Genomic DNA, 25,260 nt, shown 5'->3' on the forward strand with positions numbered 1-25,260 from the left:
GTTATGGTTTAACCCTCATATTGTAATCCAGGAATTTTTCTATCTCGGTATACATTTCAAGGCGGTTGCGCTCACTCCTGAAAAAAGCGCGTTCATTGGGTTTCAAAAAATACTTTACATCCACATCATGCTTCCGTAATTCGTACACAAAATGGTTCAGTTCGCTAATATTGGCGCGCTGATCTTTAGCGCCCTGGAAAATAATTAAAGGCACCTTTATTTTATCGGTATGAAACACCGGCGATATGGCCCTTAACCTATCGGCATCCGTTTCGGGGTTGCCAACCATTTCATATGTCATTTGCAAATAAGGTTTAAAAAACGGCGGGGCATCTTTAATATAGGTAAAAAAGTTAATGAGCCCATATTGTACAACCGCGCAATTGTATAACTCAGGATGGAAAGACACACCGTACAATGCCGAAAAACCACCAAAGCGGCCGCCAAAAATGGCTATCTTTTTAGGGTTGGCTATTTTTTTATCAATCAGCCAATGTACACCATCGGTTATATCATCCTGAATTTTACCCCCAACCTGTTTGTAACCCGCACTTCTGAAAGCTTTGCCATAGCCGGTTGATCCGCGGTAATTCATCTGGAAAACCGCGTAACCCCTGTTGGCCAAAAACTGCACCTGCTCGTCATAGCCCCAGGTATCGCGCGCCCAGGGGCCGTCGTGCGGCATTACCACCACAGGTAAATTAGTTTTTTTATTACCCAAGGGCATGGTCAAATAGCCATTAATAGTCAGGCCATCGCTGGCTTTGTAGGCAATAGGCTGCATGGAACACAACTCCGAAGGAATTAAAGATGGATTAGTATCACCCAGTTTAGTTAGCTTACTCGTGCTGGCCTCGTAAAGGTAGTAGGTGCCCGGGCTGCGATCGGTATAGGTATACAAGATAAACTTATTTTCAGAACTGTCCCGGTCAACTACCCTTACTTCGTTACCTTTTAGCAAGTCTCCCAACTTTTTATAAAGACGTTGTATATCGGGTGATAAAAAATATTTTCGCGGTTTGGCCTCATCCCAGCTGGCAAACTCAAGGCGATGTTTATTTTTATAATATTCAACATACATTAAATCGGCATTGCTATTACTAAAAATGGTACGTTGTTCTTTTCCATCTTCGGCATTAATTTCAACCAGCGCCATTTTATCGCGGTTTACGTTTGATAACGCGTAAAAATTATTTTTCAGGCCAGCAAAAGCAATCGGCCTTACCGAGTTTTTAAAATTATTCTGGATAATTGGTTTAAAGGCCGAGTTATCATCGGGCCGGTATAAAATAGTTTCGTCTACCCCATCTGACGATTTTACCAGTCGGATTTTCCCGTCCGCATCCGGGAACCATTCGGTTATATTACCAGGGTTGATGAGATAGGGCGAAAGCTCTCCTGTTTTAATATTCAGGCGGTAGATGTCAAAATTAGCAGGATCGCGCTTGTTCATCCTGATGGTGATAACGTCTGGCTGCTGCTTGTTGCGGTTAACCAGGTTTACCCGTACTTTTTCGAGCGACAGGATTGTACGCATCTGGTGTGTAGATATATCAAGCGCGTACATTTTAAACCCATCGTTTGCTACAATATCCTGGTTAAAAACCAGTTGATTATTATAAGTCCAAAAATACCATCCGTTTACAGGATAATCCTCAAAGGATGTTTCCATGTGTTCGGTACCATCGGCCAGCGATTGTATGAATAGGTTTTGTTTATCCTTATATGGCTTCAGGTATGCTATGTACTTACCGTCGGGAGATATTTTAAAGAAAGTTTTCTCAGGGGTTTTAAAAAAATCGGCAATTGGAATTTGCTTTACATGTTTGCATGAACATATAATTGTTGTAAATACAATAAAAAGAAAAAACCTTAAACGCCCAAACATATTTGCTTATGCCATTTTATTAATCAGGTCAAATTAGATAAAATTAGTTAACGTTATCAAAATGTCACTACAATTTTACCCGGTATTACCTTTATACGGATATTAACTAAAAATGGCTTCAGCATTCGTATTAATTACTTATTTTTGATTAGATGAGGGTTTTATTTACAATTATTAGTTTTGTTTTACTTAGTACCAGTACATTGTTTGCGCAAGATAACGAACTTCAATTGGCCATGCAATACAATGCCAATGGCGAAATCCAAAAAGCGCTTGAAATTTACCAAAAACTATACAAGCAAAACAACGAAACTTATTACTCCTATTATGTAAATACCCTTTTAAACCTCAAAAAATTTGACGAGGCCGAAAGCATTACCAAAAAATTGCAGCGCAAACACCCCAACATAAACCAGTACCCGATAATGCTGGGCACCATATACACCCAACAGGGCAAACTTGATAAAGCAAACGGCATATATGACGATCTGCTGAAAAATCTGCCGCCCGACCAAATGGAGATTGCCAGCCTGGCAAACCAGTTTTACCAGAATGCGAATATTGACTATGCCATAAAAATATTTATACAAGGCCGTAAACTACTTAAAAACGACGAAGCTTTTACCTATGAGCTCATTAATCTTTATCGCTTTAAACGCGATAAGATATCACTCACCGATGAGTATCTTAATTTTTTGCCGGCAAACCCAAGTTTTATTACCCAGGCCGAAAGCAATTTTGCCATAGTTTTTGAAGGCGCCGCCGATTATGACCTGCTTAAGGCAGCACTCCTTAGGCGCATTCAAAAAGACCCGCAACAAACCATCTATATTGAGTTGCTTACCTGGCAGTATATGCAGCAAAAAGAATACGACCTGGCACTTAACCAGGCGCTGGCACTCAGCCGCAGGCAAAATGATGACGGTAACAACATTTACGAACTATGCCGCACCCTCACCAGCAGTGAGGCTTATGATGCAGCCATTCGTGGTTATGAATATATTATTGCCAAAGGTGCAGGCAATCCGCTATATATCCCCGCTAAGATCGAACTTATCAACACCAAAAACTTAAAAGTTACTACCGGCAAATACCTGCCTGCCGACTTGCTGGGCCTTGAACAGGACTACATAGCCCTGCTTACCGAATTTGGGCGCAACAACAATACGGTTTTTGCCATGCAAAAGCTGGCCAATTTACAGGCATTTAAACTCCACAAGCTTAATGATGCTCAAAAATTATTGGAGAGTGCTATCAGTATCCCTAACATCCGCGCCGAGTTGCTTGCCGGCTGTAAGCTTGATTTGGGCGATGTATACATGCTGAATAACCTACCCTGGGAAGCTACCCTGACATATAGCCAGGTTGAAAAAAGCTTTGAGAATACCAATATAGGCCAGGATGCCAAATTTCGCAATGCAAAAATGGCCTATTATACCGGCGATTTTACCTGGGCCAAAGGGCAGCTGGATGTATTAAAGGCGGCTACATCGCAATTAATAGCAAATGACGCCCTCAACCTGCTCTTGTTAATTAATGACAATACCGCGGCCGATAGCGCCGGCGCTGCGTTAAAAATATATGCCCGGGCCGACCTCCAGATTTTTGCCGGACAACCCGAAAAGGCCTTGATGACTTTAGATAGTATCGACAAAAAATTCCCGGGCAACAGCCTTAGTGACGATATATTGATGGCCAAATCGCGCATTTTCATTCAGCAGAAAAACTATAACGATGCGGTACCCCTGCTCAAAAAAATCTTCAACGATCACCCTACCGAACTTTGGGCTGATGACGCCGTTTTTATGCTGGGCGATATTTACGAAAACCACCTTGATGATAAAACAAACGCCAAAGCCTGGTATCAAAAAATAATCACCGATTATCCCGGCAGTCTCTGGATTAATGAAGCCCGTAAACGGTTTAGATTATTGAGGGGCGATAAAGCGGATTCCTGATCGTTCATTGGTTCACTGGTTCATTAGTTCATTGGTAAAAAGTTTATTAGCACACCGGTGCTATTGGCAAATTAACCAGTGTACTAATGAGCCAATGAACTAACCTGATAAAAAGGTTACAGATCACCCGTGCTATTGGCAAATTAATACCAATGAACCAGTGAACTAATAAACCAATGAACTAAATTTGCCCCATGATTGTATATAACGATACCATAATACTTGACGAAGCTATTCATGATGAGTGGCTTCATTATATGAAAACCATCCATATTCCGGCTGTAATGGCTACCGGGCATTTTAGCTCGCACCGCGTTTTAAGGGTTATCGATTCTCCGAACGAGGGGGTTACCTACTGTATTCAATATAATGCCAATAGCATTGATCAGTTTCAGCAGTATTACATGAATCACTTGCACAAGTTGCAGGCTACCCATCAGCAAATGTTTGATGAAAAGTTTGTGATTTTTAATACGCTAATGGAAGAGATGGAATAAACTTTCAATTTTCAGGGCGTTGCCTGCGGCCCGTGCTATCCGCTCATACTACACAGGCCTTAGCCACATGGCCGGTATCCGCTGCTATCACTAACGCGGGCTGCGGGCTTGGTTTTTTGTATCTAAATTGACAAAATAAATGTTTATTTTAGTATTAAACTTTAGGTCATGAATATACAAGCAGAGAAATTAGATATTTTGCAAACCATTATCGGTATTAATGACGAAAGCTTAATTATGGATGTAAAAGCTTTTTTATCAGATAGAAAAGCTGATTGGTTTGACGAGTTAACTGACGATCAACAAAAAGATGTGTTAGAAGGAATCGCTCAGGCCGATGGTAGCGAAATTGTCACCCATGATGAAGTTGTAAAGCTATTTGGAAAATGGGGCTTAAAATAGTCTGGACACCTAAAGCTGTTGAGTAGCTTATTAACTCTTCGGTTGCATGCTTTAAGCCTTTAGCCAAATTTCAGCTGAAAGCTGAAACCATAATCACCACGGGTTGAAAACCCGCGGCAGCAGCGCATATAAACAAAAAGCTCCCGGATAATGCGGGAGCTTTTTGTTTATTTACTTATCAGGTTATACAGTTCATCCAGTTTGGGGGTGAGTACAATTTCTATCCTCCGGTTTTTGGTGCGGGCTTCGTCGCTATCGGCGGTGTCAATGGGTTGAAACTCGCCTTTGCCTGTGGCGGTAAGGCGGTGCGGATCTACCATTTCTACTTCGGTGAGGTAACGGGTTACCGATGTGGCACGCAGCACGCTCAAGTCCCAGTTATCTTTTATCTGGCCAAGGTTTTTTACTTTTTTATCATCGGTATGACCTTCAACAGCCATGTTAATGTCTGGTTCTTTGTTCAATACTGCAGCCAGTTGTTTGAGCGCCTCTTTACCTTTATCGTCAATAATGATACTGCCCGAGGGGAACAACAGCTTATCCGTAAGTGATACATATACTTTGCCGTTACGGATATCAACCGTTAAGCCGCTTTGCTGAAAGCCCAATAATGCTTTTTGCAATTTGTTTTTTAGGGCATTGGTAGCCTCATCGCGTTTTTTTAGGATTTCTTCTACCTCTTTTAAACGCGCTTCGCGTTTTTGCAAGTCGGCTGCCAATTGATTTGCTTTGGTTGATGTAACATCCAGGTTGTTATTTAAGGCGTTGTTGTTGTCGCGCAAATCGTTAATCTGGCGGTGCAGGCGCGCGGTATCGTTTTGCAGACGCGAAAGTTCTTCTTCCAGGTTACCGGTACGGGTATTCAATGAATCGCGCTGCGCTACTAATGATTTATACTCTTTTGGCGATAATATTTTACATGAGTTAAAGCCCAAACAAAAAATAGCGACTAATACAAGATATTTGATTTTCATAAAATAGATATTAAATGGGTATACTATGCAAGCGCATTTTTCAGGAAAACATTCAACGGGTATATTTTGCTGCAAATATCGGCTACCAGTTGCACGGCCCCCTCTGCAGTTATTTCCTCGTCGGTAATTTTGTGCCAGGCAACAAAACTTTTTAGTTTCAGCAGATCGATGTTTTCATTTTCGGCGCTATATTCACGAGGAACAGACTTTAGCTGTTCTTGTTTTCTGAAATCGCCAAATAGCTTTATAAAGGCTTTATCGTCAATAATAGCTTTCAATTCCGAGGCGTTATAATCAATTTCCTGGCGGATAACTTTCAGGTGGGGCGCCTCGGGCATCCAGTAACCACCACCTATAAAAGAATTGCCCGGCTGAATTTGCAAATAAAACTCCACCGTACCTCCTCTTGAACCGTCGGACGGAATGCTTACCCCGAAATTATTTTTATATGGTGTTTTATTCTTGCTGAAACGGATATCGCGGTAAATGCGCATCACGCGTTTTTTGGCGTCGATGGTTTCATCAATGGCCGGGTCGATCTTTTGCAATTTGGCAAGCAGCTGGCCGGTAAAATCAATCACGTTTTCACGCGCGGCATCGTAGCGTTCTTTATTGGCCGTAAACCACTCGCGGTTATTATTTTCGGCCAGATCTTTTAAAAACTCAAGACTTTCCTGGTAAATCATCGGTATCTAAATAAGCCTGGTAATGTATCTTTGGCGATAACCAGTATAACAAAAGCACCCGCGAATATCTGAAATTAATAGGTGCCAGAAAAATACAGCCGCCTATTAATACACCAAGATATAACCATGGCGAATCGGAATTGTGCGTAACCAAGTAAGTGAGCCAGGCAAGGCATAAGGCCTCCAGCACATTAAGCGCGTAACTAACATACATAGCCGCATAAAAATAACCGGGCTCAATTTCAAAGTACAGGTTACAATGCGGGCAGTTTAAATTTATTTTGTTTGCAAAACTATATGGCCCGCCCCGAAACATATCGCCCCTACGGCAACGCGGGCATTTACAATTGAGCATAGCCCATGATTTTGGCGTTTCGGGCATAGTGGGTAATGGGGAAAATGTTAACGTAAAGCCTTCTTTATTTTGATTACTATCCTAACATATTTCTCCGTCATTGCGAGGCACGAAGCAATCCCCGATAGGCATGGTGATGTGCATGTAGGGGATTGCGCCGTACCTCGCAATGACGATCTTTCTCTGTATGTTAGTTAAGATTAAGCGTCTCGTGCCGCAATTCGTTAAGGTTGACGTTTTTACGGCGATATTTTTTGTACCAGATATAACCTGCTACGGCAACTGCAAAGTAAGGAGCGCCAAGCAAAAACAGAATGCCTTTATTAAGGCCTTTAGCCGCGTTACCGCCGCTTTTGGTGTTAGTCTCTACAGTTGCAGCACATTGCGCGCACTGGGCCTTTACAGGCTGCCTTACGCCCACCATTAAACCAAGCGCTATTACGAAAAGAATGATTTTTGAAACCCGTTTCATAAAGGCAAATTTAAGGAATAAATTGGGATAAATCGAATGGGGACCGATTGGGTTATTTGATGAAATAAGGTTATCAAATTATATGGTTAAGTCAGTTGCAATGTAAATTCTGAAAATTTGCTAATTCTGTGAATTCTGATTCAGACCATGCGATAGGGATGGAAATGGATACCGGCCACGAGCGCAACGCCTGCAGGCGTATGAATGCACAGCCCGGGCCAAAGGCATCGCCCAAATAAGCATGCCGGGCTATATACCTACCTGTTAAAAATTATAATAAGGCTTTATCATCAAATAAACAATTACCCCGGTAATGGTTACAAACAGCCATATCGGAAACGTCCAGCGTACCAGTTTACGGTGTTTTTCAACCTGCATTTGCAGGCCGCGGTAAAAACTTAATAATATTAACGGCAATACACCTGCCGCCAGTATGATGTGTGGCGTTAAAATAGAAAGGTACAAAGTACGCATTCCACCAGCCTGCGCTCGTTCCGAATCAGACAGGATGCCGTCGAAATTGGCATCGCCATACAAGGTATCATGGCGCATAAGGTAATGAAACAGGATATAGGATACCAGGAATGTTGATGACAAACAAAACGTAAGGATATTAAGCCGCTTATGCACCGTGATGTTGCCTTGCTTAATAAAGTATAAGGATAGCAATAAAAGCACCGTACAGGCGCCATTTAGCACCGCGTTAAGCATAGGCAGGTATGGCGTAAATGCCGGTGCAACCGCGGGGCCCGGAATCAGGTGCCTGTTTAATACTACAACAACCGCTATTACAAATATGGTAACGGCTGCAACAAAACGAAGTATAAATTTATCGGTCATATCTGTTAATATAAGGCTTTATCAACTTTACGCAGCTCTTCGGCTATCAGCACCTTTATCTCATCATTCAGGCGGTTTACATCATTGGTGTTGGCTCCTGAATAATAACCACGGATGTGCTTGTCCTGGTCAATCAATATCAGCTTGTCGCTGTATATAAAATCGTCTTTGCCTGTTTGTACTGCATCAACCAAAAAGCCTTTGCGGGCCAGGTTATATACTGATGTGGTATCGCCGGTTAAAAACACCCAGCGGTTTGATTCGGGCTTAAAACTTTGCAGGTATTTTTTTAAAACATCCGGCGTATCCCTTTCCGGATCAACCGTAATTGATGTAAAATACACCATCTTGTTTTTCCAATAAGTACCTACAAGGTAACTTAAATTATTATTGATGGTGCTGCAAACGGTAGGGCAATGGGTATAAAAAAAACTCGCCACAAATATCTTTCCTTTAAGGTTGGCTTCCGTAAAGGTTTTACCATCCTGGTCGGTTAGTTTAAATGAGGGCAGCTGGTAGTAATTGGTATCGGGGATATCCTTACCGTGAAACCGGTGGCTGGTTTTGGCTACCTCCTTTGGGCCAAAATGGGCAAGCGGCTTATACCTGTTTTTGCCTTTTGCGGTTAGTAAATAATACAAAAATCCTGGTACTGCTAATATGAGCACCAGGACTGTAATTTTTTTCCAGATGGCAGTTTTCATTACCCCCTAAGATCAATCCAGTGATGGCTCTCGTTAGTAAGCACCAGGATTAAACCGATTATAAATAAAATTGGGACAATAATAGCCAAAGCCAAACCAAGCTTTTCGAACTTTAAGTGCATAAAGTAGGCAACAATGTAAAACGCTTTAAACAGTGTTAATACAATGTACACAGGATTAGCAAAATGTATCGGAAGGATACCTTTGGGCACCAGGTATAAAGCGATAATAAATTCAACCGCTGTAATAGCTGACAATATAAGGGCAACTTTTACTATTCTCCCCCTGGTCATTGATTGATGATCGCCAGCCTCGTGGTGAACTTCGTGTGATTCTGTTGACATATATGTAATATTTTTAAACTAAGTAAAAGAAGGTAAACACAAATACCCAAACAAGGTCTACAAAGTGCCAGTAAAGGCCAACCTTCTCAATCATCAAGTAGCTGCCTCTTTTTTCGTAGGTGCCTAACAATACGTTAACAGTAATGATGATGTTGATGATAACTCCTGTAAATACGTGGAAACCATGAAAACCGGTGATGGTGAAAAACAGGTTGGCAAACTCCTGCGCGGTCATATGCCTTGCTGCTTCGGTACCGCCTTCATTGAAGAATTTACCTAACTCATCTAACGCAGGCGTACTACCCCACCAAAATCCTTCATGATGTAAGTGAGCCCACTCTAATGCCTGGCAACCCAGGAACATAAAACCACCAATAACTGTGGCTATCATCCACCAAACAACTTCCTTTTTTGCGTTACGATGACCAGCCTCAACAGCTAATACCATAGTAACAGAACTAAGGATAAGTATAAAGGTCATGATACCCACGAAAACTAACGGGGCGCCGCTATCAAGCAAGCCAGGTACCGATTGGAAAACTTTATCTGCTGCCGGCCAAACACTTGCGCTGAAACGAAGTGAACCGTAAGAAATTAATAATGACGAAAAGGTAAATGCATCCGAAAGGAGAAAAAACCACATCATAATTTTTCCGTACTCAACATTGAAGGGAGACCTCCCTCCAGACCACGGAGTTGTTTTTACTTCATCAATTTGTGATACTGTTGTACTCATTTGTACTTAAATAATGGTGTGTTAATTTTGGTTCAAAAGTAAAAAAACATACAGATAAATCCATATAATTCCGAGAAAATGCCAAAAAATAGAAGTCATTTGCATTTTATACAGGTTACGTACCTGCGGAACACTTCTGTATGTACCCCAAAGGGTGCTCAATAATAGTAATATAGCTGCAACAATGTGTACCAGGTGCGAGCCCGTCATTACAAAAACGAAGGAACGCGACGCATTAGGATCTGTTAAATATACATTCATTTTGTAGGTTAACACGTACCAGCCATAAACCTGGATGGCAAAGAAAGCCGCGCCCAGCAAAAATGTTAGCCACAAATAAAATTGTTGTACGCCAACCTGCATATTTTTAGCTGCCCTTTGCGCCAAAAATAACGTACCACTGCTCATTATAATTACGGCCGTGCTATACATAAAAGCACTGGGCATAATCACGTTAAGGCCATGTCCCCTGCCCCCACTATAAACTATAAACGCGCTGGTAAAAGCCGCAAAAAACATAAACGACGTGAATATAAAAATCCACATGTTGAATTTTTTGGGTTCCAGATCGAGCCTGTCAGGATTTTTTTGAATCGAAGCCATCATACTTTCACTTTCCTATAAAATCAAATAAAAACATTAATTGCACTATTGGCAAATACATAAATGACCCAAACATCAATTTACGGGCCGCTTCAATTTGCTGTGTGCGCAACAGGTTATAAGCCTGGTATAAAAAAACAATACTACATGTTAATGATACCGCTCCAACATAGTAACCGCCGTAGTGATAAATAGTTGGCAACAAACTTACCGGTACCAATATCAGTGTAAATATAAAGGTAATTACCGCACTTCCTAAATTGCGGCTGCCTGTAGGCAACAGCCTGAAACCGGCTAATTTATAATCGTCATCCAACACCCAGGCAATAGCCCAAAAGTGCGGAAACTGCCACACAAACTGGATAGCAAATAATATTAACGCTATTTCGTCAATGCGGCCGTGCTGTTGCGCGGCTACATATCCAATAAGCGCGGGCAACGCGCCAGGGATAGCCCCAACAAATACCGCTATCGGCGATTTACGTTTTAGTGGTGTGTAAGCAAAAGCATATAGCAATATAGAAAACACCGATAGCAAGCCTGTTAGCAGGTTAAGGCTTCCTAATAAATAGGTACCGGCCATACCCATACCCAGGCTCAAAACAAGCGCCTGTCCGTTAGTCATTTTACCTGATGGTAAAGGCCGATCCATAGTGCGTTTCATTAGCCTATCCAGGTCTTTTTCAATCATCTCGTTAAAGCCATTGGCCGCTGATGTAACCAAAAAACCACCTACAATCAGTTTTACCCAGTTTCCCCAGTTGATACCACTTACCCAGTGTGCATGGTTATTAGCCATACTGCCAATCAAAAAAGATATCGAGGCCGATAACGTCACCATAAAAGTGAGCCTCAATTTTACAAATTTCGAATAATCATTCCATTTCATTTGCTTACCCCCCTAACGTTAACCGATTGATGTAAATTCAACAGCAAATAAAACTGCGCCCCAAATATTAAACTTGCCAATACAATATGTGCTGCCTGCGCTACCGGCGGCAAGGCCGCATACGAAAGCAGGATGCCGGTAACAATCTGCAGCATGATCATTAAAAAGTTAAAACTCATTAACTGCTGATGGATTGAATGCCGGTTAAACTTTTTGCGGATCAATGCATACAACACCACGTTTATCACGAATACTAAAATTGCCATATCGCGATGGTGTGTAAAAATTTCGCCCGCCCCTTTTATCCAGTTATTGCGATAACCGCCCTGAAAATGGGCTGCAACCGCATCTATCTTTTCCCTTACTTCGGTACCAAATGTTATTTGCAACACGCTTAGCACCAATGCAGCCAATGTTACAATGTATATAACCGGGCTTGTATTTAATTTACCATTACCATAAACCCGGGCCAAATGGTAAGTATAAATACATATGGCAAGTATGGCCAGGGCCAATAACATATGTACCGTAACTATCCAGGCCACCAGGTTGGTTGATACCACGATAGAACCAAGCCAGGCCTGGAAAACCACCAGGATCAAATTAAATATGCTTAATATGGTAATCTTCTTATCGATTTTCCAATAGCCGAACGAATAAACGGCAGATAGCAACAAAAATATCCCGGATATTGCGCCGATTAAACGGTTTATATATTCTGTCCAGGTTTTGCCGGCATTAAACTCCTCGGGTACCAGGATCGACCTATCCTCACGAATTCTGCGGGCCAACTCGCTGTAACCAAAAACATCCAGTGTCTTGGCAAAACGCTGATTTTTGGCCAGCCGCTTTTCAACATAAGTTTGCTTATAGTCTTTAGGCAGGTCGGCGCTGCTTGTTGGCGGGATGTAGCGGCCAAAACATTTAGGCCAATCAGGGCATCCCATACCCGAACCTGAACTACGTACAACGCCACCCGCAAGTATCAAAACAAAAAGTAGAACGATTGTTATGAGGCCTGTTTTTTGAAAACGTTTGTTGGGTGCGGCTGTGTTCATTTAAAATATCTTCTAAAAATTAAGGGTACCTCGTCAAGTCGGAAGTTCCAGGTCTCAAGTTCTTAGTTGTTACTGAGAACTTAAGACTACCGACTTAAGACTTAACACGGTACCCTAAAAGATCAGATCAGTATTAAGATTCTTTTGGTGATTCGCTGTCGTTTGCTTTCAGCTTGTCGTTAAATTTTTTCAACTCATCCATACCGGCAGGGTTATCTTCAAAATCGTGAGGCAGGTTTGAGCTCATGGTTTGAGAGAAAGGTACTGTTTGTGGTATAAAATCCTCTTCGGCCCCTGGCTTGCTGTAATCATATGGCCAACGGTAAACTGTTGGAATTTCGCCCGGCCAGTTGCCATGTAAATGCTCTACCGGTGCTGTCCACTCCAGGGTGTTTGACTGCCATGGGTTTTGAGTGGTTTTTTTACCAGCAAATATCGATACGATAAAGTTATAAATGAAGGCCACCTGCGCCAAAGCCGCCATGATAGCCGCCCATGTAACAAACGTATTTATAGTTAACCATTTTTGCATGGAAGCAAACTCGGTGAACGCATAGTAACGACGGGGAACGCCATCCAGACCCATAAAGTGCATTGGGAAGAATACCAGGTAAGCACCAATGAATGTTAACCAAAAGTGCAGGTAACCTAACTTCTCATCCATCAGTTTACCAAACATTTTAGGGAACCAGTGGTAAACACCGGCAAGCATGCCAAATATAGCTGCCGAACCCATTACCAGGTGGAAGTGGGCAACAACAAAGTAAGTATCGTGCAGGTTGATATCCAAAGCAGCATTACCCAGGAAGATACCTGTTAAACCACCAGAGATAAAGAATGACACCATCCCGATAGCGAATAACATGGCAGGTGTAAACCTGATGTTACCACGCCAAAGTGTGGCCAGCCAGTTAAAGGTTTTTACTGCAGATGGCACCGCGATAATCAATGTAGTGATCATGAACACACCACCAAGGAATGGGTTCATACCGGTCACAAACATGTGGTGACCCCATACAATAAACGATAACACAGTAATACCTATCAGTGAGTAAACCATCGCGTGGTAACCAAAAATTGGCTTACGTGAGTTTACCGACATAACTTCAGAAGAGATACCCATTGCAGGCATAATAACGATATATACCTCAGGGTGTCCCAGGAACCAGAATAAATGCTGGAACAGGATTGGGCTACCACCTTCATAAGGCTGCGGCACACCGTTCAATACAATGTCAGATAAGTAAAAGCTGGTACCAAAGCTACGGTCAAATATCAGCAACACTACACCTGCAACAAGTACAGGGAATGCAAGGATACCTAATATAGCGGTAAGGAATAAAGCCCATACAGTTAAAGGCATCTTCCAAAGGTCCATACCTTTTGTACGCATATTTAATATGGTACTTACATAGTTGATACCACCCATTAATGAAGAGGCTACAAACAGCACCATACTGATTAACCACAATGTCATACCCTCACCAGAACCCGGCATAGCCTTTGGCAATGCAGATAGCGGCGGATAAATTGTCCAGCCACCGCTTGCAGGGCCGCTTTGAACAAAAAATGACGATAACATAATCACACTGGCCATAAAGAAGAACCAGTACGATAACATATTCATGAATGGCGAAGCCATATCACGTGCACCAATCTGCAAGGGGATCAATAAGTTGGCAAAAGTACCGCTCAAGCCGGCAGTTAATACAAAGAATACCATGATGGTACCGTGAATGGTAACCAGCGACAGGTAAAACTCGGTACTGATACGGCCGTTTGGCGCAAAGTGACCCAGTAATGTAGTTAATAAAGGGAATGTTTTATCTGGATAAGCCAGTTGGATCCTGAAAAGGATTGATAAAATCATTGCGATAACCGCCATAGTAATACCTGTGATAAGGAATTGCTTGGCGATCATTTTGTGATCCATGCTAAATATGTATTTAGACACGAAAGTTTCGTTATGGTGATGTTCGTGACCGTGCTCGTCGTGGTGTGCTACTACGTGATCGTGAACTGCTACTGTTGACATAATCGCTCTTTTATCTTATATTAATTATTTAACGCTAACCTGTTTTGTGACACTGCCTTTTGCGGCTCCGCATCAGCGAAATGCAATTCCTTTTTTAAACCATCGGTTAAATAAGGTTTTTGGTGCGACAACCATTCCAGGTATTCGGCTTCTGAAACTACACGCACATATATTTGCATGTTGTAGTGACCACCGCCACAAATTTTATTACAGTACACTAAATATTCGAATTTCGGGTCATCAAGTCTGTGACGCATCTCCGCGGTAGTAATGGTCGGGGTAAACTTAAAGTATGTCGGTAACCCCGGTACCGCGTTCAGCTGCACCCTAAAGTGTGGCATATAAACACTATGGATTACATCCTGTGCCTGTATGTTTAATTTTATCGATCTGTTTACCGGTAGATACATGGTATCAGCAGACAAGTCGTCGAAGCTGCTTTTCTTGGTAAAATCCACACCCAATTTGTTGTTGGCAGTTGTCAGCTTAAAGTTTTTAGGGCCTAATTTACCATCTTTACCAGGGTAACGTAATTCCCATTTAAACTGATGACCGGTGATATCAATGTTTATAGATTTTACCTCGCCTTTGGCATCAGTATCATCCATAATTTTTTGCCAGGTAAAGAAACCAAACACTACCAGAATAGTAAGCACTATAGCCGGTACAATTGTCCACACTTTTTCGATGGTATTGTTGTGCGGTAAAAAGTGTGCGCGGCGTTTGTCGGAGTGACGGTACTGAAACAGGAAGCCAAACAACAAAATCTGGGTGATAAAGAAAACGATCATGGTTAAAATAGTAGTAACCGTGAACATTTCATCTATTTTCACCCCGTGAACCGAAGCAGCTTCGGGCAATGTCATGCTGCCTTGAACAGTAAATGACCAATAAGAGCCGTATACACCTGCTATAAGGAATATAAGGCAAATAAAGCCCATTACATTGTTCCACTTTAAACCTTTCTTTCCTTGAATTTTAAGGGTAAGGTCATAGATCTTTAGAATTTTACCTATTACAGCTACACCAAGGCATATCAGAAAAAATATCAGCACATAATAGGCAACGCCCGTCCAGTCAACCTGGTTGGCATCTTCGCCTGTACCGGCTGAAGTAGCCGGAGTTTGCGCCATCAGCAGGTTTGTGCCAAAAAGCATAAACGCTGCAAAAAACGATAGTATGGTTTTAGAATTTATTAATTTTTTGAATGCCATTTTAATGTTTGTTTGGTATTCTGTATTTGATGCAAAAATAACAATTATTATATGTGATGATGAAGGCTCTCCTGCAGGAAAGGGTGTTTCTTAGGTATTATCGATTTAAACTTGCTTAACGCGTTCATCGTCAAAAATATAAACAAACCTACGAAGCCCGCTGCTATACCAATTTCGATCCAAAGGATTTGAAAATACCACGGCTTTGCCGGACCGCCGGCTCCAGGCATTATCATCTGGAAATAATCTAACCAGTGACCAACAATTAAAATATAGCAGGTAACCTTTAACACCTGAGTGGTACGTTTTGAATCACGTGACATGATGATCAACAACGGCGCTAAAAAGTTAATTACAATATTTAACCAGAACCATGGTTTAAATTCAGGCTCCCATCTACGGATAAAGTAAACTGTTTCTTCGGGGATATTGGCATAATAGATCAGTAAGAACTGAGCAAACCATACGTAAGTCCAGAAGATAGAGAAACCAAACATCAGCTGGCCCAGGTTGTGCAAGTGATCTTGTGTAATCCACTGCATGTAACCGCTTTGCCTTAAATAAATAATTGTTAGGGTAATGATAGCTAAGCAACTAACCCACATGGCAGCGAAATTGTACCAGCCAAACATGGTCGAAAACCAGTGTGCTTCCAACGACATGATAACATCGAAAGCAAATATTGGCGTTGTGAAACCAAATATTACCAGGAACAAGCATGAAATAGCGAAGCTCTTTTTGTAGTAGAACATTCCACCCAATTCATCCTCACCTTCAGAGTATGAAACCAAAAGCCGTCCGAAAATTATATAACTTCCCAAAAACACACCCAGACGGGTTAAAAAGAACCCTTTATTTAAAAATATGTGCTTCCCGGCTATGATTGGGTCGAAATTGGCGTTACCTTTTATTTCAACACCTGCTATCGCCCAAAGCTTGTATAAATAAGGCGCAACAACTTGCTTGCCTTCAATCTCGGTAGTATGGGTAGTAAATAATCCAGCAATAACTATCAAAACTAAGATGCTTGCAGCAATAGGCAAAGTTTTTGCAAATGCCTGCGGTACACGAATAAGCGATGCTGACCAACCAGCCTGTGCCACGTATTGCAAAGCACAGAAAAATACACCGGCCATACAAACACAGCAAAAGTAGTAGCCCATCAACAACAAGTTTGCAAATGTACGTTCGCCTTCAACAAAAAAACCGGCAATCGTAACTACCAGCCCGATTACAATTAGAATCAGGCTCAATGTCTTTACCTTACCGGTAAACACAAATTGCTCGTCGAAACTATTATGAGTGCTCATTAAATATTATTTCTTATAAAGTTTGTAAATGGTGAACATACATGATCACTTTCCAGCGTTCTTCGGGGTTCAACTGCGAAGCATAAGAGCCCATCGCGTTTACACCGTAAGTAATAGTATGATAAATTTTACCGTCAGTTAAATCCTTCATAGCGCCGCCGCGTGATGATTGTCCTTTTGAATAAGACGGCGGAGGTGGATAACCATGCGCAACCACTAAACCGTCACCCTGGCCGCTTAAACCATGGCATGGCGAGCAGTAGTGTGCAAAAAGCAATTTTCCATCAGCATAATTTGCCTGGGTTTGCGCAATTACGGTTTTAACCTCAACGCTTGCCAGCTCATAACCTTCTTTAGTATTAGGATAATCAAACTTAGTAAAACCTACCGGGATTGTTCCGGCCGGTGGTAACTGTGCTGTTTTACCATCCTTAAAATTATTGTTCTTTTGATCAGGATCGTAAGCGAGATGCTCATACATGTTAGGCGCATATTCCCAACCTGTACTCCTTTTATCTTTGCATGATGTTACAACTATCGAAGCAGCGATAATCATAACCAATGTTCCTATTATTTTAATCTTATTCATAGCTAACATATTTTCTGTCGTTATGCTTAACTTCTACAGCTCCTGCTTCTTTTAATATACTATCAATATCTGCGTTTGGCGTGTTGCCCCTTGCATCAATGGCAATAACAAATTTATCATTGGTGGCACGCAGGTCCATTACTCTTGGTGCACGGCCCGGGAAAAGGTGCGTGGCAAAAAAGAATGTAAATGTCATACCAAAGGCTGTCCACAATACGGTCCACTCAAAGGTTACCGGTACAAAATCGGGGATGGCAAAAAAGTTTTTACCGCCGATGTTGATTGGCCAATCGTGTACAAGCATGTAATAAACCATGCTGAACATGATGGTGCCGCCTAAACAGCCAAACATGAAGGCTGCATAACCCAGGCGCGAATCCTTAATGCCTAATTTAGCATCGATACCGTGAATTGGGCATGGAGAATAAACATCGTAAATAGGGACACTATTTTTTTGTAATTTGTCGATACCGTGCATCAGATCATCGGGATCATCAAAAATTCCTAATATATATTTGGTGCTACTCATTTTTATACTTTTTCGTATGATGATTGGTCAACACTATCAAACTTGCCTAATGAATTGATGTAGAACTCAGCCTCGGCTGGTTCAACATGGCCACTTGCAAGTAATTTTCTCTTAGCTTGCTCACTTGAACTTTTCAGGATCAGTTTCACCTCGGCCATTGCTACTGAAGGCAGTACCCTCACAAACAGCAGGAACATGGTAAAGAATAAACCGATAGACCCGATAAAGATGCTCACATCAACCCAGGTTGGGTAAAACATAGCCCAGCTTGAAGGGATATAGTCACGGTGCAGCGAGGTTACGATAATAACGAAACGCTCAAACCACATACCGATGTTTACTACGATAGATAGTGTCCAGGCCAATGGAATATTGGTACGGATTTTTTTGAACCAGAATAACTGCGGCGTAATTACGTTACAAGTCATCATGCTCCAATACGCCCACCAGTACGGACCCGAGATACGGTTCATAAACGCGTATTGCTCGTATTCCGCCTGAGAGTAAAATGCGATGAAAAGCTCGGTTAAGTAAGCTACACCCACTATTGAACCGGTTAAAAGGATGATTTTATTCATCGATTCGATGTGGAACATGGTGATGTAGTTTTCTAACCCTAATACTTTACGCGCTACTAATAACAGCGTTTGTACCATGGCGAAACCCGAGAAGATAGCACCCGCAACGAAGTATGGAGGGAAGATGGTAGTGTGCCACCCTGGTTCCAGTGATGTTGCAAAGTCCATAGATACAATCGTGTGTACCGATAGTACCAGTGGTGTTGAGATACCGGCCAGGATTAATGACACAGTCTCGAAACGTTGCCAGGTTTTAACTGAACCTGTCCAGCCGAATGACATTACTGAATATATACGGCGACGTAAACCTGTTGCACGGTCACGGATGGTAGCAATGTCAGGCAATAAACCTGTGTACCAGAATACCAATGAAACCGAGAAGTAAGTTGATATCGCGAATACGTCCCAGATAAGCGGAGAGTTCCAGTTTACCCATAATGAGCCGTATTGGTTTGGCAATGGTAATGAATAAACAGCCATCCATGGGCGGCCCATGTGCGCACCGATATACGTGGCGGCGCAAATTACCGCGAAGATGGTCATCGCCTCGGCCGAGCGGTTGATGGAGTTACGCCAGTTTTGACGGAACAACAGCAATACTGCCGAGATAAGCGTACCGGCGTGACCAATACCTACCCACCACACGAAGCCGGTAATGTCCCAGGCCCATCCAACTGTTTTGTTTAAGCCCCAGGCGCCAATTCCAAACCAGAATGTGTAGCTGATGGCAACAACCCAAAGTAAGGCGCCCAATGATGCTACACTAAAACCGATCCACCAGGCCTTACCCGGCATATTTTCTACGGGGCGTAATACATCGTCAGTAATCTGACCGTAGGTGATGTTTTCACCCGTAATTAACGGTTCCCTTATTATTGATTCACTATGAGATGACATATATTTTGTTATCTGTATATAAAAAATTTAAGCCTCTAATTCTGATAAATTTCTAACCTTAACCTGGTAACCAATACCTGGCTGTACGTTTAACTCTTCAAGTACGTAGTAAGTTCTTTCGCTCTTTAATGCTTTTGAAACTTCAGATTCAGGATCATTGGCGTTACCGAAAACGATAGCGTTTGCAGAACAGGTTTGCTGACAGGCAACCTTGATCTCGCCATCTTTAAGCGGACGTTTTTCGATTTTGGCTTTCAACTTACCGGCCTGGATACGTTGAACGCACATAGAGCATTTTTCCATTACCCCACGGAAACGTGTGGTAACATCAGGATTTAATACTAATTGTGTGTGCTCGTTGTTCAGGTAGTTATCAAAACGCGAGTCGTTCCAGTAGTTAAACCAGTTAAAGCGGCGTACTTTGTAAGGGCAGTTATTTGCGCAATAACGTGTGCCTATACAACGGTTGTAAGCCATTTGGTTTAAACCTTCTGATGAGTGAACGGTTGCTAATACCGGGCAAACTGTTTCGCAAGGTGCGTGGTCGCAGTGCTGGCAAAGCATTGGCTGGTGAACAACCGATACGTTATCAAAATTGGTAAGCTTGGCAATATCTTTCTCTTTGGTTATCGCTTCTTCGCTGTCGCCATGATCGTTAAAGCTGTAATAACGGTCAATACGGATCCAGTGCATTTCACGACGACGTTTTACCTCGTCTTTACCTACAACCGGGATGTTGTTTTCGGCACTACAAGCTACAACGCAGGCGCCGCAACCAGTACAGGCGTTAAGGTCAATAGCCATAACCCAGTTATAAACAGGGCGGTCATGATCGTCCCAAAGCGATGTTTTGTTGTAATCTTTATGTTCGCCCTCGTTACCGCTACCGGCAGCAGGGTTCTTTTTGTATGCTGTAAATGAAGCCTCACGAATAACGCTCCTGCCCTCGTATGAGTGGTGGGTTTGTGTTTGCGCAAGCGGCGATATAATACCTGTTTTTTTGAAGTCGGTAATAACCGCAGTAGTTTGGAAAGTACCGTTACGGTAGCTATAGAAAGGGAAAGCGTTTTTACCAACGTTGTTACCTACAAGGCCTGCGCTAACGCGGCCGTAACCAACAGCAATTGATATAGTGCCCTGTGCCTGGCCTGGTTGAGCCAATACGGGAACTTCAACCGAGTAGCCGTTAGCTTCTACTTTAATTACATCACCTTCTTCGAAACCCAATTTCTGGATATCAGTCATCGACATGGCCGCGAAGTTATCCCAGGTAACTTTAGATACCGGATCTGGCAGCTCCTGTAACCATGGGTTGTTGGCGCGTTTACCATCGCCCATCGCTACCGATTGATAAACCTGTAATTCAAATTTATCACCAGATACAAGGCTGTTGCTATGATCAACAATAGTTTGTGCTACTGCATTTAAATCGTGGCTGAAAGTGTATGCTCCGGCAGCTACAGGAGCAGTTTTTACCATTCCTGCCTGCAATAAGCTTTCCCATCCTTTTTGACCGGATAAGCCACCTTTTGCTAATAAGCCTTTATCCCATGTGTTACGTACATAAGTGTAGTAGTCTTTAACCGGGTTTTCGGCCCAAACTAATAAGCTATGCTCAGCCTGGCGGGTAGTATAAACCGGGTTGATGGTTGGCTGTATTATGGTATAATAACCCTCAACAGCGTTGGCATCGCCCCATGACTCTAAATAATGGTGATTTGGAGCTACTACTTTTGACAGTAAAGCGGTTTCGTCGCCATGATCAGAGAATGATATCGTTAAACGTGCTTTTTTAAGTGCCTCTGTAAATTCTTTTGCCTTAAAGTAATCGTAAGCAGGGTTAGCATTCAGGAATAAAACCGCGCCAATTGAGCCAGCGGCTAATTCAGTTACAAAGCCAACAAAATCCTGATCGTTACCGGCATATTGTTTTGACGGGTTATCCAAATCAATAGTGTTGCCGTAGCTTCCTAATAAGGAGTTGATGGCGTTTACCAAAGTTTGTGTAGCCACATCATTTGAACCTGCAACTACCAGCGCTTTACCTTTTGCCGCTACTAATTCTTTAGCAACTAAAGTTATAGCTGTATCGGCTGCCTTGTTGCTTAATTTTTTTGCGCCTGCAAGGCTTGTACCGGCAATAGCGTTATATAAGCTTAATAAAGCGATACCTTCTTCAGATGGTTTAACCGGGAAACGGTTATCGGCATTGGTACCGGTTAAGCTCATTCCTGCCTCAAACTGAATGTGGCGGGACATTTTCTTTGCTTCAAGCGATTTGCTGTTACGATTTGATACGTACTGGCGGGTAAACTCTTCAGGCGAGATCCATGAACCAAGGAAATCGGCGCCGAAGCTTACAATCACTTCTGCTTTATCAAAATTGTAATGTGGCAATACCGCTTTACCGAAGCTGTTTTGATTAGCCTGGATAATACCGGTGTAGGATACCGCATCGTAATTGATGTGTTTTGTAGTTGGGTATTTTGCAATAAAATCGGCAATAACACCTAAGGTAGATGGGCTGTGTACAGTTGACGTAACTATACGGATGCCTTTACCTGATGCTGCAACAGCGGCAAGCTCGCGTAATACATACGCATCTACTTCGGGCCATGCTGCATCTGCGCCATTAATTTTAGGGTCCTGGGTGCGGTTTGCATCGTACAGGTCAAGCACCGAAGCCTGGCCCTGCGCGCTTAAACCACCTTTTGCAAAAATATCGTTAGGGTTACCTTCTACTTTAATAGGGCGGCCTTCACGGGTTTTTACCAAAATAGCCTGCCCTTCATATGATGAAGAGTAGTAGTTAGCTACACCGGGTGTAACTTCCTCAGGTTTTATAAGGTAAGGGATTGATTTGTGTACAGGCACTTTTTGACAAGCAGCCAGCGTAACAGCACCAACACCAAAGCCAAGCGCCTTTAAAAAGTCGCGGCGTGGGGTTTTAGCCGATAAACCAGATCCGCTCAGCAAATCCTCAATAGGGATAGGCTCTGCAAACTCGTTTCTATTTTTCTCAACAAATTCTGGGGTTTTGTTTAGTTCTTCTAAACCTTTCCAGTATTTTTTATTGCTGTCCATTTAAGCTATATAAACTGTAATGCTAAATTCTTATTTATTAATAGTGGCACTTACCGCACTCGATACCACCTAAAACAGCGGCAGTAACTTTTTCGCCCTTTTTTATCTTATCATGTGCTGCAAGTATGCTGTCGTAATAAGCGTTGCCTTTGGCGTTAACCTCGGTGCGTTTGTGGCACTGGATACACCATTTCATGGTAAGCGGCGAGTATTGGTAAACCTCTTTCATGGTTTCAACAGGACCGTGGCAAGCCTGGCATTTAATACCGGCAACCTTTACGTGTTGCGAGTGGTTAAAGTAAGCCAGATCGGGCAGGTTATGAACACGAATCCATTGGATTGGCTTGGCTGCGGTGCTATCGTATTTATCAGTTTTAGGATCGTAACCCAAAGCATCGTAGATTTTGTGAATCTCTGCCGATTCGGTTTTAACAACCTTGTGACAGTTCATACACACGTTTAATGATGGGATAGAAGCATTTTTTGATTTGTAAGCACCGCCGTGGCAATACTGGCAATCAATTTTCATTTGCCCGGCATGCAACTCATGCGAGTATTTTATTGGTTGTACCGGCTGGTAACCAGTGTGCACGTTGGTGTTCCACAAGGTAACCCATCCCCAGCTGCCCATAGCAATGGTGCCGCAAACCAGTATGAAGAATACGAGTTTTTTGTTTTTAAGGATTTTTTTAAGCAGTACGTTTTTGTCGGCTTCGGCAACAACTGCGTCTTCTTCAACTACAATGTTTGGGTTGCTTGCCAAAACACGCTCTAACGAACCTGCAGCTTTGTTTAAAACAATGATCAGGATGAAAGCGATAATCACAATACCGATTAAACCCCAAACAACCAGTTCGCTTGGGCCTTTTGCTTCAACAGAGCCAACCGGTTTTTTTGCATTTTCGTCCTGAATCCTTTTCCAATCGGCACGGATGTAAGTAATTACATTACTAACATCGGCGTCAGAAAGGTTGGTAAAGGTGGTCATTGCCTTACCATCAAACTCCTTAACAATTTTAAGAGCCTTAGGGTTACCGGCAGCAATTAAGGCCTGGTTATTCTGAATCCAACTGATAAGGTACTTATCATCGGTTTCAGAGGTAAGCTGCGGACCAAGTGCAGGGCCGGTCATTCGCTCTGCTATCTTGTGACAGGCCGTACAATTGGCTTTAAAAATGGTTTCGCCCTTAGCAGCGTCTGTTTGCGCGTAAGCAGCAGAAAAACCCCAGAAAGCAAACCCAACAATCAGTAAAACCGACCTTGAGAATTGTTTAAAAATCAATGAGAAACTTCTCATAAAGTGTATTTATGCTAAATAATTTTTATATTAATGTTTTATTCTGCTGTAAAGATGTGTAACCCATCTGCTTTTTACAGCCACAAAAGTAAAATTTATTACAGTATCGCTGACACATAAATGACAGTAACCTATAATTTATAATCGTTCTAAATAAACACAAAAATGTCATTTAAATACTCTTTAAAGCATATTAATGCCATTTTGAAAATTTATTAATGGTTTCACCATCAATATCGATTATAAACTTTTTATTGTTTTAATATCCAGGCAAATATAAGCGGGGCTACAATGGTGGCATCACTCTCAACAATAAACTTAGGTGTATGAATATCCAGCTTGCCCCAGGTTATCTTTTCGTTTGGCACTGCGCCCGAGTAAGAACCGTATGATGTTGTTGAATCCGAGATCTGGCAAAAATAGCTCCAGAAAGGCACATCATGCATCTCCATATCCTGGTAAAGCATAGGCACCACACATATCGGGAAATCGCCTGCTATACCCCCACCTATCTGGAAAAAGCCTATGCCCTTGCCCGATGAGTTTTTGGTATACCAATCGGCAAGCCAGGCCATATATTCGATACCACTCTTCATGGTCGATGCTTTAAGCTCGCCTTTGATAAGGTATGATGCAAATATATTACCCATGGTGCTATCTTCCCATCCGGGTACCACAATAGGCAGGTTTTTTTCGGCAGCGGCAAGCATCCATGAATTTTTAGGGTCTATCTCATAATATTGCTCCAGCTCGCCGCTTAACAATATCTTGTACATGTACTCGTGCGGAAAATAACGCTCGCCGCTGTTATCAGCATCTTTCCATATTTTATGGATGTGTTTTTGTAGCCTGCGGAAAGCTTCCTCTTCGGGAATACAGGTATCGGTAACGCGGTTGTAGTGATTCTCTAACAAATCCCACTCTTCCTGCGGACTTAAATCACGGTAGTTGGGCACCCTTTTGTAGTGCGAGTGCGCTACCAGGTTCATGATATCCTCTTCCAGGTTGGCACCTGTACAGGAGATAATGGCTATTTTATCCTGGCGAATCATCTCGGCCAATGAAATCCCCAGTTCGGCGGTGCTCATTGCGCCGGCAAGGGTAACCATCATTTTACCGCCTTCATCAAGGTGGGTTTCATACCCCTTGGCGGCATCCATTAATGCTGCGGAGTTAAAATGCAGGTAGTTGCGTTCAATAAACTGCGAAATTGGTCCTCGTGTGATGCTCATAATGTATCAATAAAAATTCAGCTGCAAAAGTAGGAATTTTGCGGGATTATGATTTTTAAATTAATATTACCTTTTAGCTACATTGATGA

The 25,260-nt window shown here is 42.3% G+C and carries 24 protein-coding genes; 3 read left to right on the top strand and 21 right to left on the bottom strand.

Annotated elements, in window-relative coordinates:
• Nucleotide 1: 1 nt before the first annotated feature.
• The gene (locus tag AC1RM2_RS10540) at nt 2-1,888 is read right to left on the bottom strand and encodes an alpha/beta hydrolase family protein (protein ID WP_492985061.1); all 1,887 of its coding nucleotides are present in this window, start codon (nt 1,886-1,888) and stop codon (nt 2-4) included.
• A 152-nt stretch (nt 1,889-2,040) separates the two neighbouring features.
• On the opposite strand from AC1RM2_RS10540, the gene AC1RM2_RS10545 reads away from it, so the two are divergent.
• The 3 genes from AC1RM2_RS10545 (at nt 2,041) to AC1RM2_RS10555 (ending at nt 4,745) form a co-directional block, all read left to right on the top strand.
• Nucleotides 2,041-3,846 (top strand): tetratricopeptide repeat protein, encoded by a 1,806-nt coding sequence (locus tag AC1RM2_RS10545; protein ID WP_492985062.1) that lies wholly within the window; start codon nt 2,041-2,043, stop codon nt 3,844-3,846.
• Nucleotides 3,847-4,040: 194 nt separating this feature from the next.
• Nucleotides 4,041-4,343: a DUF4286 family protein gene (locus AC1RM2_RS10550; protein WP_492985063.1), complete on the top strand. Its 303-nt coding sequence runs from the start codon at nt 4,041-4,043 to the stop codon at nt 4,341-4,343.
• Nucleotides 4,344-4,511: 168 nt separating this feature from the next.
• The gene (locus AC1RM2_RS10555; RefSeq protein WP_492985064.1) at nt 4,512-4,745 is read left to right on the top strand and encodes a hypothetical protein; all 234 of its coding nucleotides are present in this window, start codon (nt 4,512-4,514) and stop codon (nt 4,743-4,745) included.
• A gap of 167 nt (nt 4,746-4,912) precedes the next feature.
• On the opposite strand, the gene AC1RM2_RS10560 is transcribed toward AC1RM2_RS10555, so the two are convergent.
• From AC1RM2_RS10560 to AC1RM2_RS10655, 20 genes are all read right to left on the bottom strand, one after another.
• Complete coding sequence (locus AC1RM2_RS10560) at nt 4,913-5,719, bottom strand: OmpA/MotB family protein (protein ID WP_492985065.1); 807 nt, start codon at nt 5,717-5,719, stop codon at nt 4,913-4,915.
• 23 nt (nt 5,720-5,742) lie between these two features.
• Complete coding sequence (locus tag AC1RM2_RS10565; protein WP_492985066.1) at nt 5,743-6,405, bottom strand: DUF2461 domain-containing protein; 663 nt, start codon at nt 6,403-6,405, stop codon at nt 5,743-5,745.
• Nucleotides 6,383-6,787, bottom strand: coding sequence for a DUF983 domain-containing protein (locus tag AC1RM2_RS10570; RefSeq protein WP_492985067.1), 405 nt, complete (start codon nt 6,785-6,787; stop codon nt 6,383-6,385). Before AC1RM2_RS10570 ends, AC1RM2_RS10565 begins: the two co-directional genes overlap by 23 nt.
• Nucleotides 6,788-6,950: 163 nt before the next feature.
• Complete coding sequence (locus AC1RM2_RS10575) at nt 6,951-7,232, bottom strand: hypothetical protein (protein WP_492985068.1); 282 nt, start codon at nt 7,230-7,232, stop codon at nt 6,951-6,953.
• A 264-nt stretch (nt 7,233-7,496) separates the two neighbouring features.
• On the bottom strand, nt 7,497-8,072 hold the full coding sequence (locus AC1RM2_RS10580; protein ID WP_090642399.1) for a DUF420 domain-containing protein: 576 nt from the start codon (nt 8,070-8,072) through the stop codon (nt 7,497-7,499).
• Nucleotides 8,073-8,077: 5 nt separating this feature from the next.
• Nucleotides 8,078-8,776 carry an SCO family protein gene (locus AC1RM2_RS10585; RefSeq protein WP_492985069.1) on the bottom strand — a complete coding sequence of 233 codons (699 nt, stop codon included), beginning with the start codon at nt 8,774-8,776 and terminating at the stop codon, nt 8,078-8,080.
• Nucleotides 8,776-9,120, bottom strand: a complete 345-nt coding sequence (locus AC1RM2_RS10590; protein WP_147053243.1) for a cytochrome C oxidase subunit IV family protein — start codon at nt 9,118-9,120, stop codon at nt 8,776-8,778. Before AC1RM2_RS10590 ends, AC1RM2_RS10585 begins: the two co-directional genes overlap by 1 nt.
• Nucleotides 9,121-9,133: 13 nt before the next feature.
• Entirely contained in the window at nt 9,134-9,856 is a 723-nt protein-coding gene (locus AC1RM2_RS10595; protein ID WP_147053244.1) for a cytochrome c oxidase subunit 3, read from the bottom strand.
• 21 nt (nt 9,857-9,877) lie between these two features.
• Complete coding sequence (locus AC1RM2_RS10600) at nt 9,878-10,462, bottom strand: cytochrome c oxidase subunit 3 (RefSeq protein WP_492985070.1); 585 nt, start codon at nt 10,460-10,462, stop codon at nt 9,878-9,880.
• A gap of 4 nt (nt 10,463-10,466) precedes the next feature.
• Nucleotides 10,467-11,348, bottom strand: coding sequence for a heme o synthase (gene cyoE, locus AC1RM2_RS10605; protein WP_492985071.1), 882 nt, complete (start codon nt 11,346-11,348; stop codon nt 10,467-10,469).
• The gene (locus AC1RM2_RS10610) at nt 11,345-12,406 is read right to left on the bottom strand and encodes a COX15/CtaA family protein (protein WP_492985072.1); all 1,062 of its coding nucleotides are present in this window, start codon (nt 12,404-12,406) and stop codon (nt 11,345-11,347) included. The genes cyoE and AC1RM2_RS10610 overlap by 4 nt, the downstream gene beginning before the upstream one ends.
• Nucleotides 12,407-12,539: 133 nt before the next feature.
• On the bottom strand, nt 12,540-14,339 hold the full coding sequence (locus tag AC1RM2_RS10615) for a cytochrome c oxidase subunit I (protein WP_492988245.1): 1,800 nt from the start codon (nt 14,337-14,339) through the stop codon (nt 12,540-12,542).
• Between the two features lie 122 nt (nt 14,340-14,461).
• Nucleotides 14,462-15,655, bottom strand: a complete 1,194-nt coding sequence (locus AC1RM2_RS10620; RefSeq protein WP_492985073.1) for a cytochrome c oxidase subunit II — start codon at nt 15,653-15,655, stop codon at nt 14,462-14,464.
• Nucleotides 15,656-15,702: 47 nt separating this feature from the next.
• A complete protein-coding gene (locus AC1RM2_RS10625; protein ID WP_492985074.1) occupies nt 15,703-16,965 on the bottom strand; it encodes a quinol:cytochrome C oxidoreductase in 1,263 nt (420 codons plus the stop codon).
• 13 nt (nt 16,966-16,978) lie between these two features.
• A complete protein-coding gene (locus AC1RM2_RS10630; RefSeq protein ID WP_492985075.1) occupies nt 16,979-17,563 on the bottom strand; it encodes a c-type cytochrome in 585 nt (194 codons plus the stop codon).
• Nucleotides 17,547-18,083, bottom strand: coding sequence for a DUF3341 domain-containing protein (locus tag AC1RM2_RS10635; protein WP_492985076.1), 537 nt, complete (start codon nt 18,081-18,083; stop codon nt 17,547-17,549). The genes AC1RM2_RS10630 and AC1RM2_RS10635 overlap by 17 nt, the downstream gene beginning before the upstream one ends.
• 2 nt (nt 18,084-18,085) lie before the next feature.
• The gene (nrfD, locus tag AC1RM2_RS10640) at nt 18,086-19,558 is read right to left on the bottom strand and encodes an NrfD/PsrC family molybdoenzyme membrane anchor subunit (protein ID WP_492985077.1); all 1,473 of its coding nucleotides are present in this window, start codon (nt 19,556-19,558) and stop codon (nt 18,086-18,088) included.
• Nucleotides 19,559-19,585: 27 nt separating this feature from the next.
• Nucleotides 19,586-22,642, bottom strand: coding sequence for a TAT-variant-translocated molybdopterin oxidoreductase (locus AC1RM2_RS10645; RefSeq protein ID WP_492985078.1), 3,057 nt, complete (start codon nt 22,640-22,642; stop codon nt 19,586-19,588).
• Nucleotides 22,643-22,679: 37 nt separating this feature from the next.
• Nucleotides 22,680-23,939: a c-type cytochrome gene (locus AC1RM2_RS10650; RefSeq protein WP_492985079.1), complete on the bottom strand. Its 1,260-nt coding sequence runs from the start codon at nt 23,937-23,939 to the stop codon at nt 22,680-22,682.
• Between the two features lie 251 nt (nt 23,940-24,190).
• Nucleotides 24,191-25,171: a deoxyhypusine synthase family protein gene (locus tag AC1RM2_RS10655; protein WP_477354056.1), complete on the bottom strand. Its 981-nt coding sequence runs from the start codon at nt 25,169-25,171 to the stop codon at nt 24,191-24,193.
• Between the last annotated feature and the right edge of the window lie 89 nt (nt 25,172-25,260).

Source organism: Mucilaginibacter sp. GW822-FHT03E02, from assembly GCF_058801545.1.

What these genes read in the sequence shown, in the direction of transcription:
- AC1RM2_RS10540 (WP_492985061.1), bottom strand. Translation starts at nt 1,888, where the DNA reads ATGTTTGGGCGTTTAAGGTTTTTTCTTTTTATTGTATTTACAACAATT.
- AC1RM2_RS10545 (WP_492985062.1), top strand. Translation starts at nt 2,041, where the DNA reads ATGAGGGTTTTATTTACAATTATTAGTTTTGTTTTACTTAGTACCAGT.
- AC1RM2_RS10550 (WP_492985063.1), top strand. Translation starts at nt 4,041, where the DNA reads ATGATTGTATATAACGATACCATAATACTTGACGAAGCTATTCATGAT.
- AC1RM2_RS10555 (WP_492985064.1), top strand. Translation starts at nt 4,512, where the DNA reads ATGAATATACAAGCAGAGAAATTAGATATTTTGCAAACCATTATCGGT.
- AC1RM2_RS10560 (WP_492985065.1), bottom strand. Translation starts at nt 5,719, where the DNA reads ATGAAAATCAAATATCTTGTATTAGTCGCTATTTTTTGTTTGGGCTTT.
- AC1RM2_RS10565 (WP_492985066.1), bottom strand. Translation starts at nt 6,405, where the DNA reads ATGATTTACCAGGAAAGTCTTGAGTTTTTAAAAGATCTGGCCGAAAAT.
- AC1RM2_RS10570 (WP_492985067.1), bottom strand. Translation starts at nt 6,787, where the DNA reads ATGCCCGAAACGCCAAAATCATGGGCTATGCTCAATTGTAAATGCCCG.
- AC1RM2_RS10575 (WP_492985068.1), bottom strand. Translation starts at nt 7,232, where the DNA reads ATGAAACGGGTTTCAAAAATCATTCTTTTCGTAATAGCGCTTGGTTTA.
- AC1RM2_RS10580 (WP_090642399.1), bottom strand. Translation starts at nt 8,072, where the DNA reads ATGACCGATAAATTTATACTTCGTTTTGTTGCAGCCGTTACCATATTT.
- AC1RM2_RS10585 (WP_492985069.1), bottom strand. Translation starts at nt 8,776, where the DNA reads ATGAAAACTGCCATCTGGAAAAAAATTACAGTCCTGGTGCTCATATTA.
- AC1RM2_RS10590 (WP_147053243.1), bottom strand. Translation starts at nt 9,120, where the DNA reads ATGTCAACAGAATCACACGAAGTTCACCACGAGGCTGGCGATCATCAA.
- AC1RM2_RS10595 (WP_147053244.1), bottom strand. Translation starts at nt 9,856, where the DNA reads ATGAGTACAACAGTATCACAAATTGATGAAGTAAAAACAACTCCGTGG.
- AC1RM2_RS10600 (WP_492985070.1), bottom strand. Translation starts at nt 10,462, where the DNA reads ATGATGGCTTCGATTCAAAAAAATCCTGACAGGCTCGATCTGGAACCC.
- cyoE (WP_492985071.1), bottom strand. Translation starts at nt 11,348, where the DNA reads ATGAAATGGAATGATTATTCGAAATTTGTAAAATTGAGGCTCACTTTT.
- AC1RM2_RS10610 (WP_492985072.1), bottom strand. Translation starts at nt 12,406, where the DNA reads ATGAACACAGCCGCACCCAACAAACGTTTTCAAAAAACAGGCCTCATA.
- AC1RM2_RS10615 (WP_492988245.1), bottom strand. Translation starts at nt 14,339, where the DNA reads ATGGATCACAAAATGATCGCCAAGCAATTCCTTATCACAGGTATTACT.
- AC1RM2_RS10620 (WP_492985073.1), bottom strand. Translation starts at nt 15,655, where the DNA reads ATGGCATTCAAAAAATTAATAAATTCTAAAACCATACTATCGTTTTTT.
- AC1RM2_RS10625 (WP_492985074.1), bottom strand. Translation starts at nt 16,965, where the DNA reads ATGAGCACTCATAATAGTTTCGACGAGCAATTTGTGTTTACCGGTAAG.
- AC1RM2_RS10630 (WP_492985075.1), bottom strand. Translation starts at nt 17,563, where the DNA reads ATGTTAGCTATGAATAAGATTAAAATAATAGGAACATTGGTTATGATT.
- AC1RM2_RS10635 (WP_492985076.1), bottom strand. Translation starts at nt 18,083, where the DNA reads ATGAGTAGCACCAAATATATATTAGGAATTTTTGATGATCCCGATGAT.
- nrfD (WP_492985077.1), bottom strand. Translation starts at nt 19,558, where the DNA reads ATGTCATCTCATAGTGAATCAATAATAAGGGAACCGTTAATTACGGGT.
- AC1RM2_RS10645 (WP_492985078.1), bottom strand. Translation starts at nt 22,642, where the DNA reads ATGGACAGCAATAAAAAATACTGGAAAGGTTTAGAAGAACTAAACAAA.
- AC1RM2_RS10650 (WP_492985079.1), bottom strand. Translation starts at nt 23,939, where the DNA reads ATGAGAAGTTTCTCATTGATTTTTAAACAATTCTCAAGGTCGGTTTTA.
- AC1RM2_RS10655 (WP_477354056.1), bottom strand. Translation starts at nt 25,171, where the DNA reads ATGAGCATCACACGAGGACCAATTTCGCAGTTTATTGAACGCAACTAC.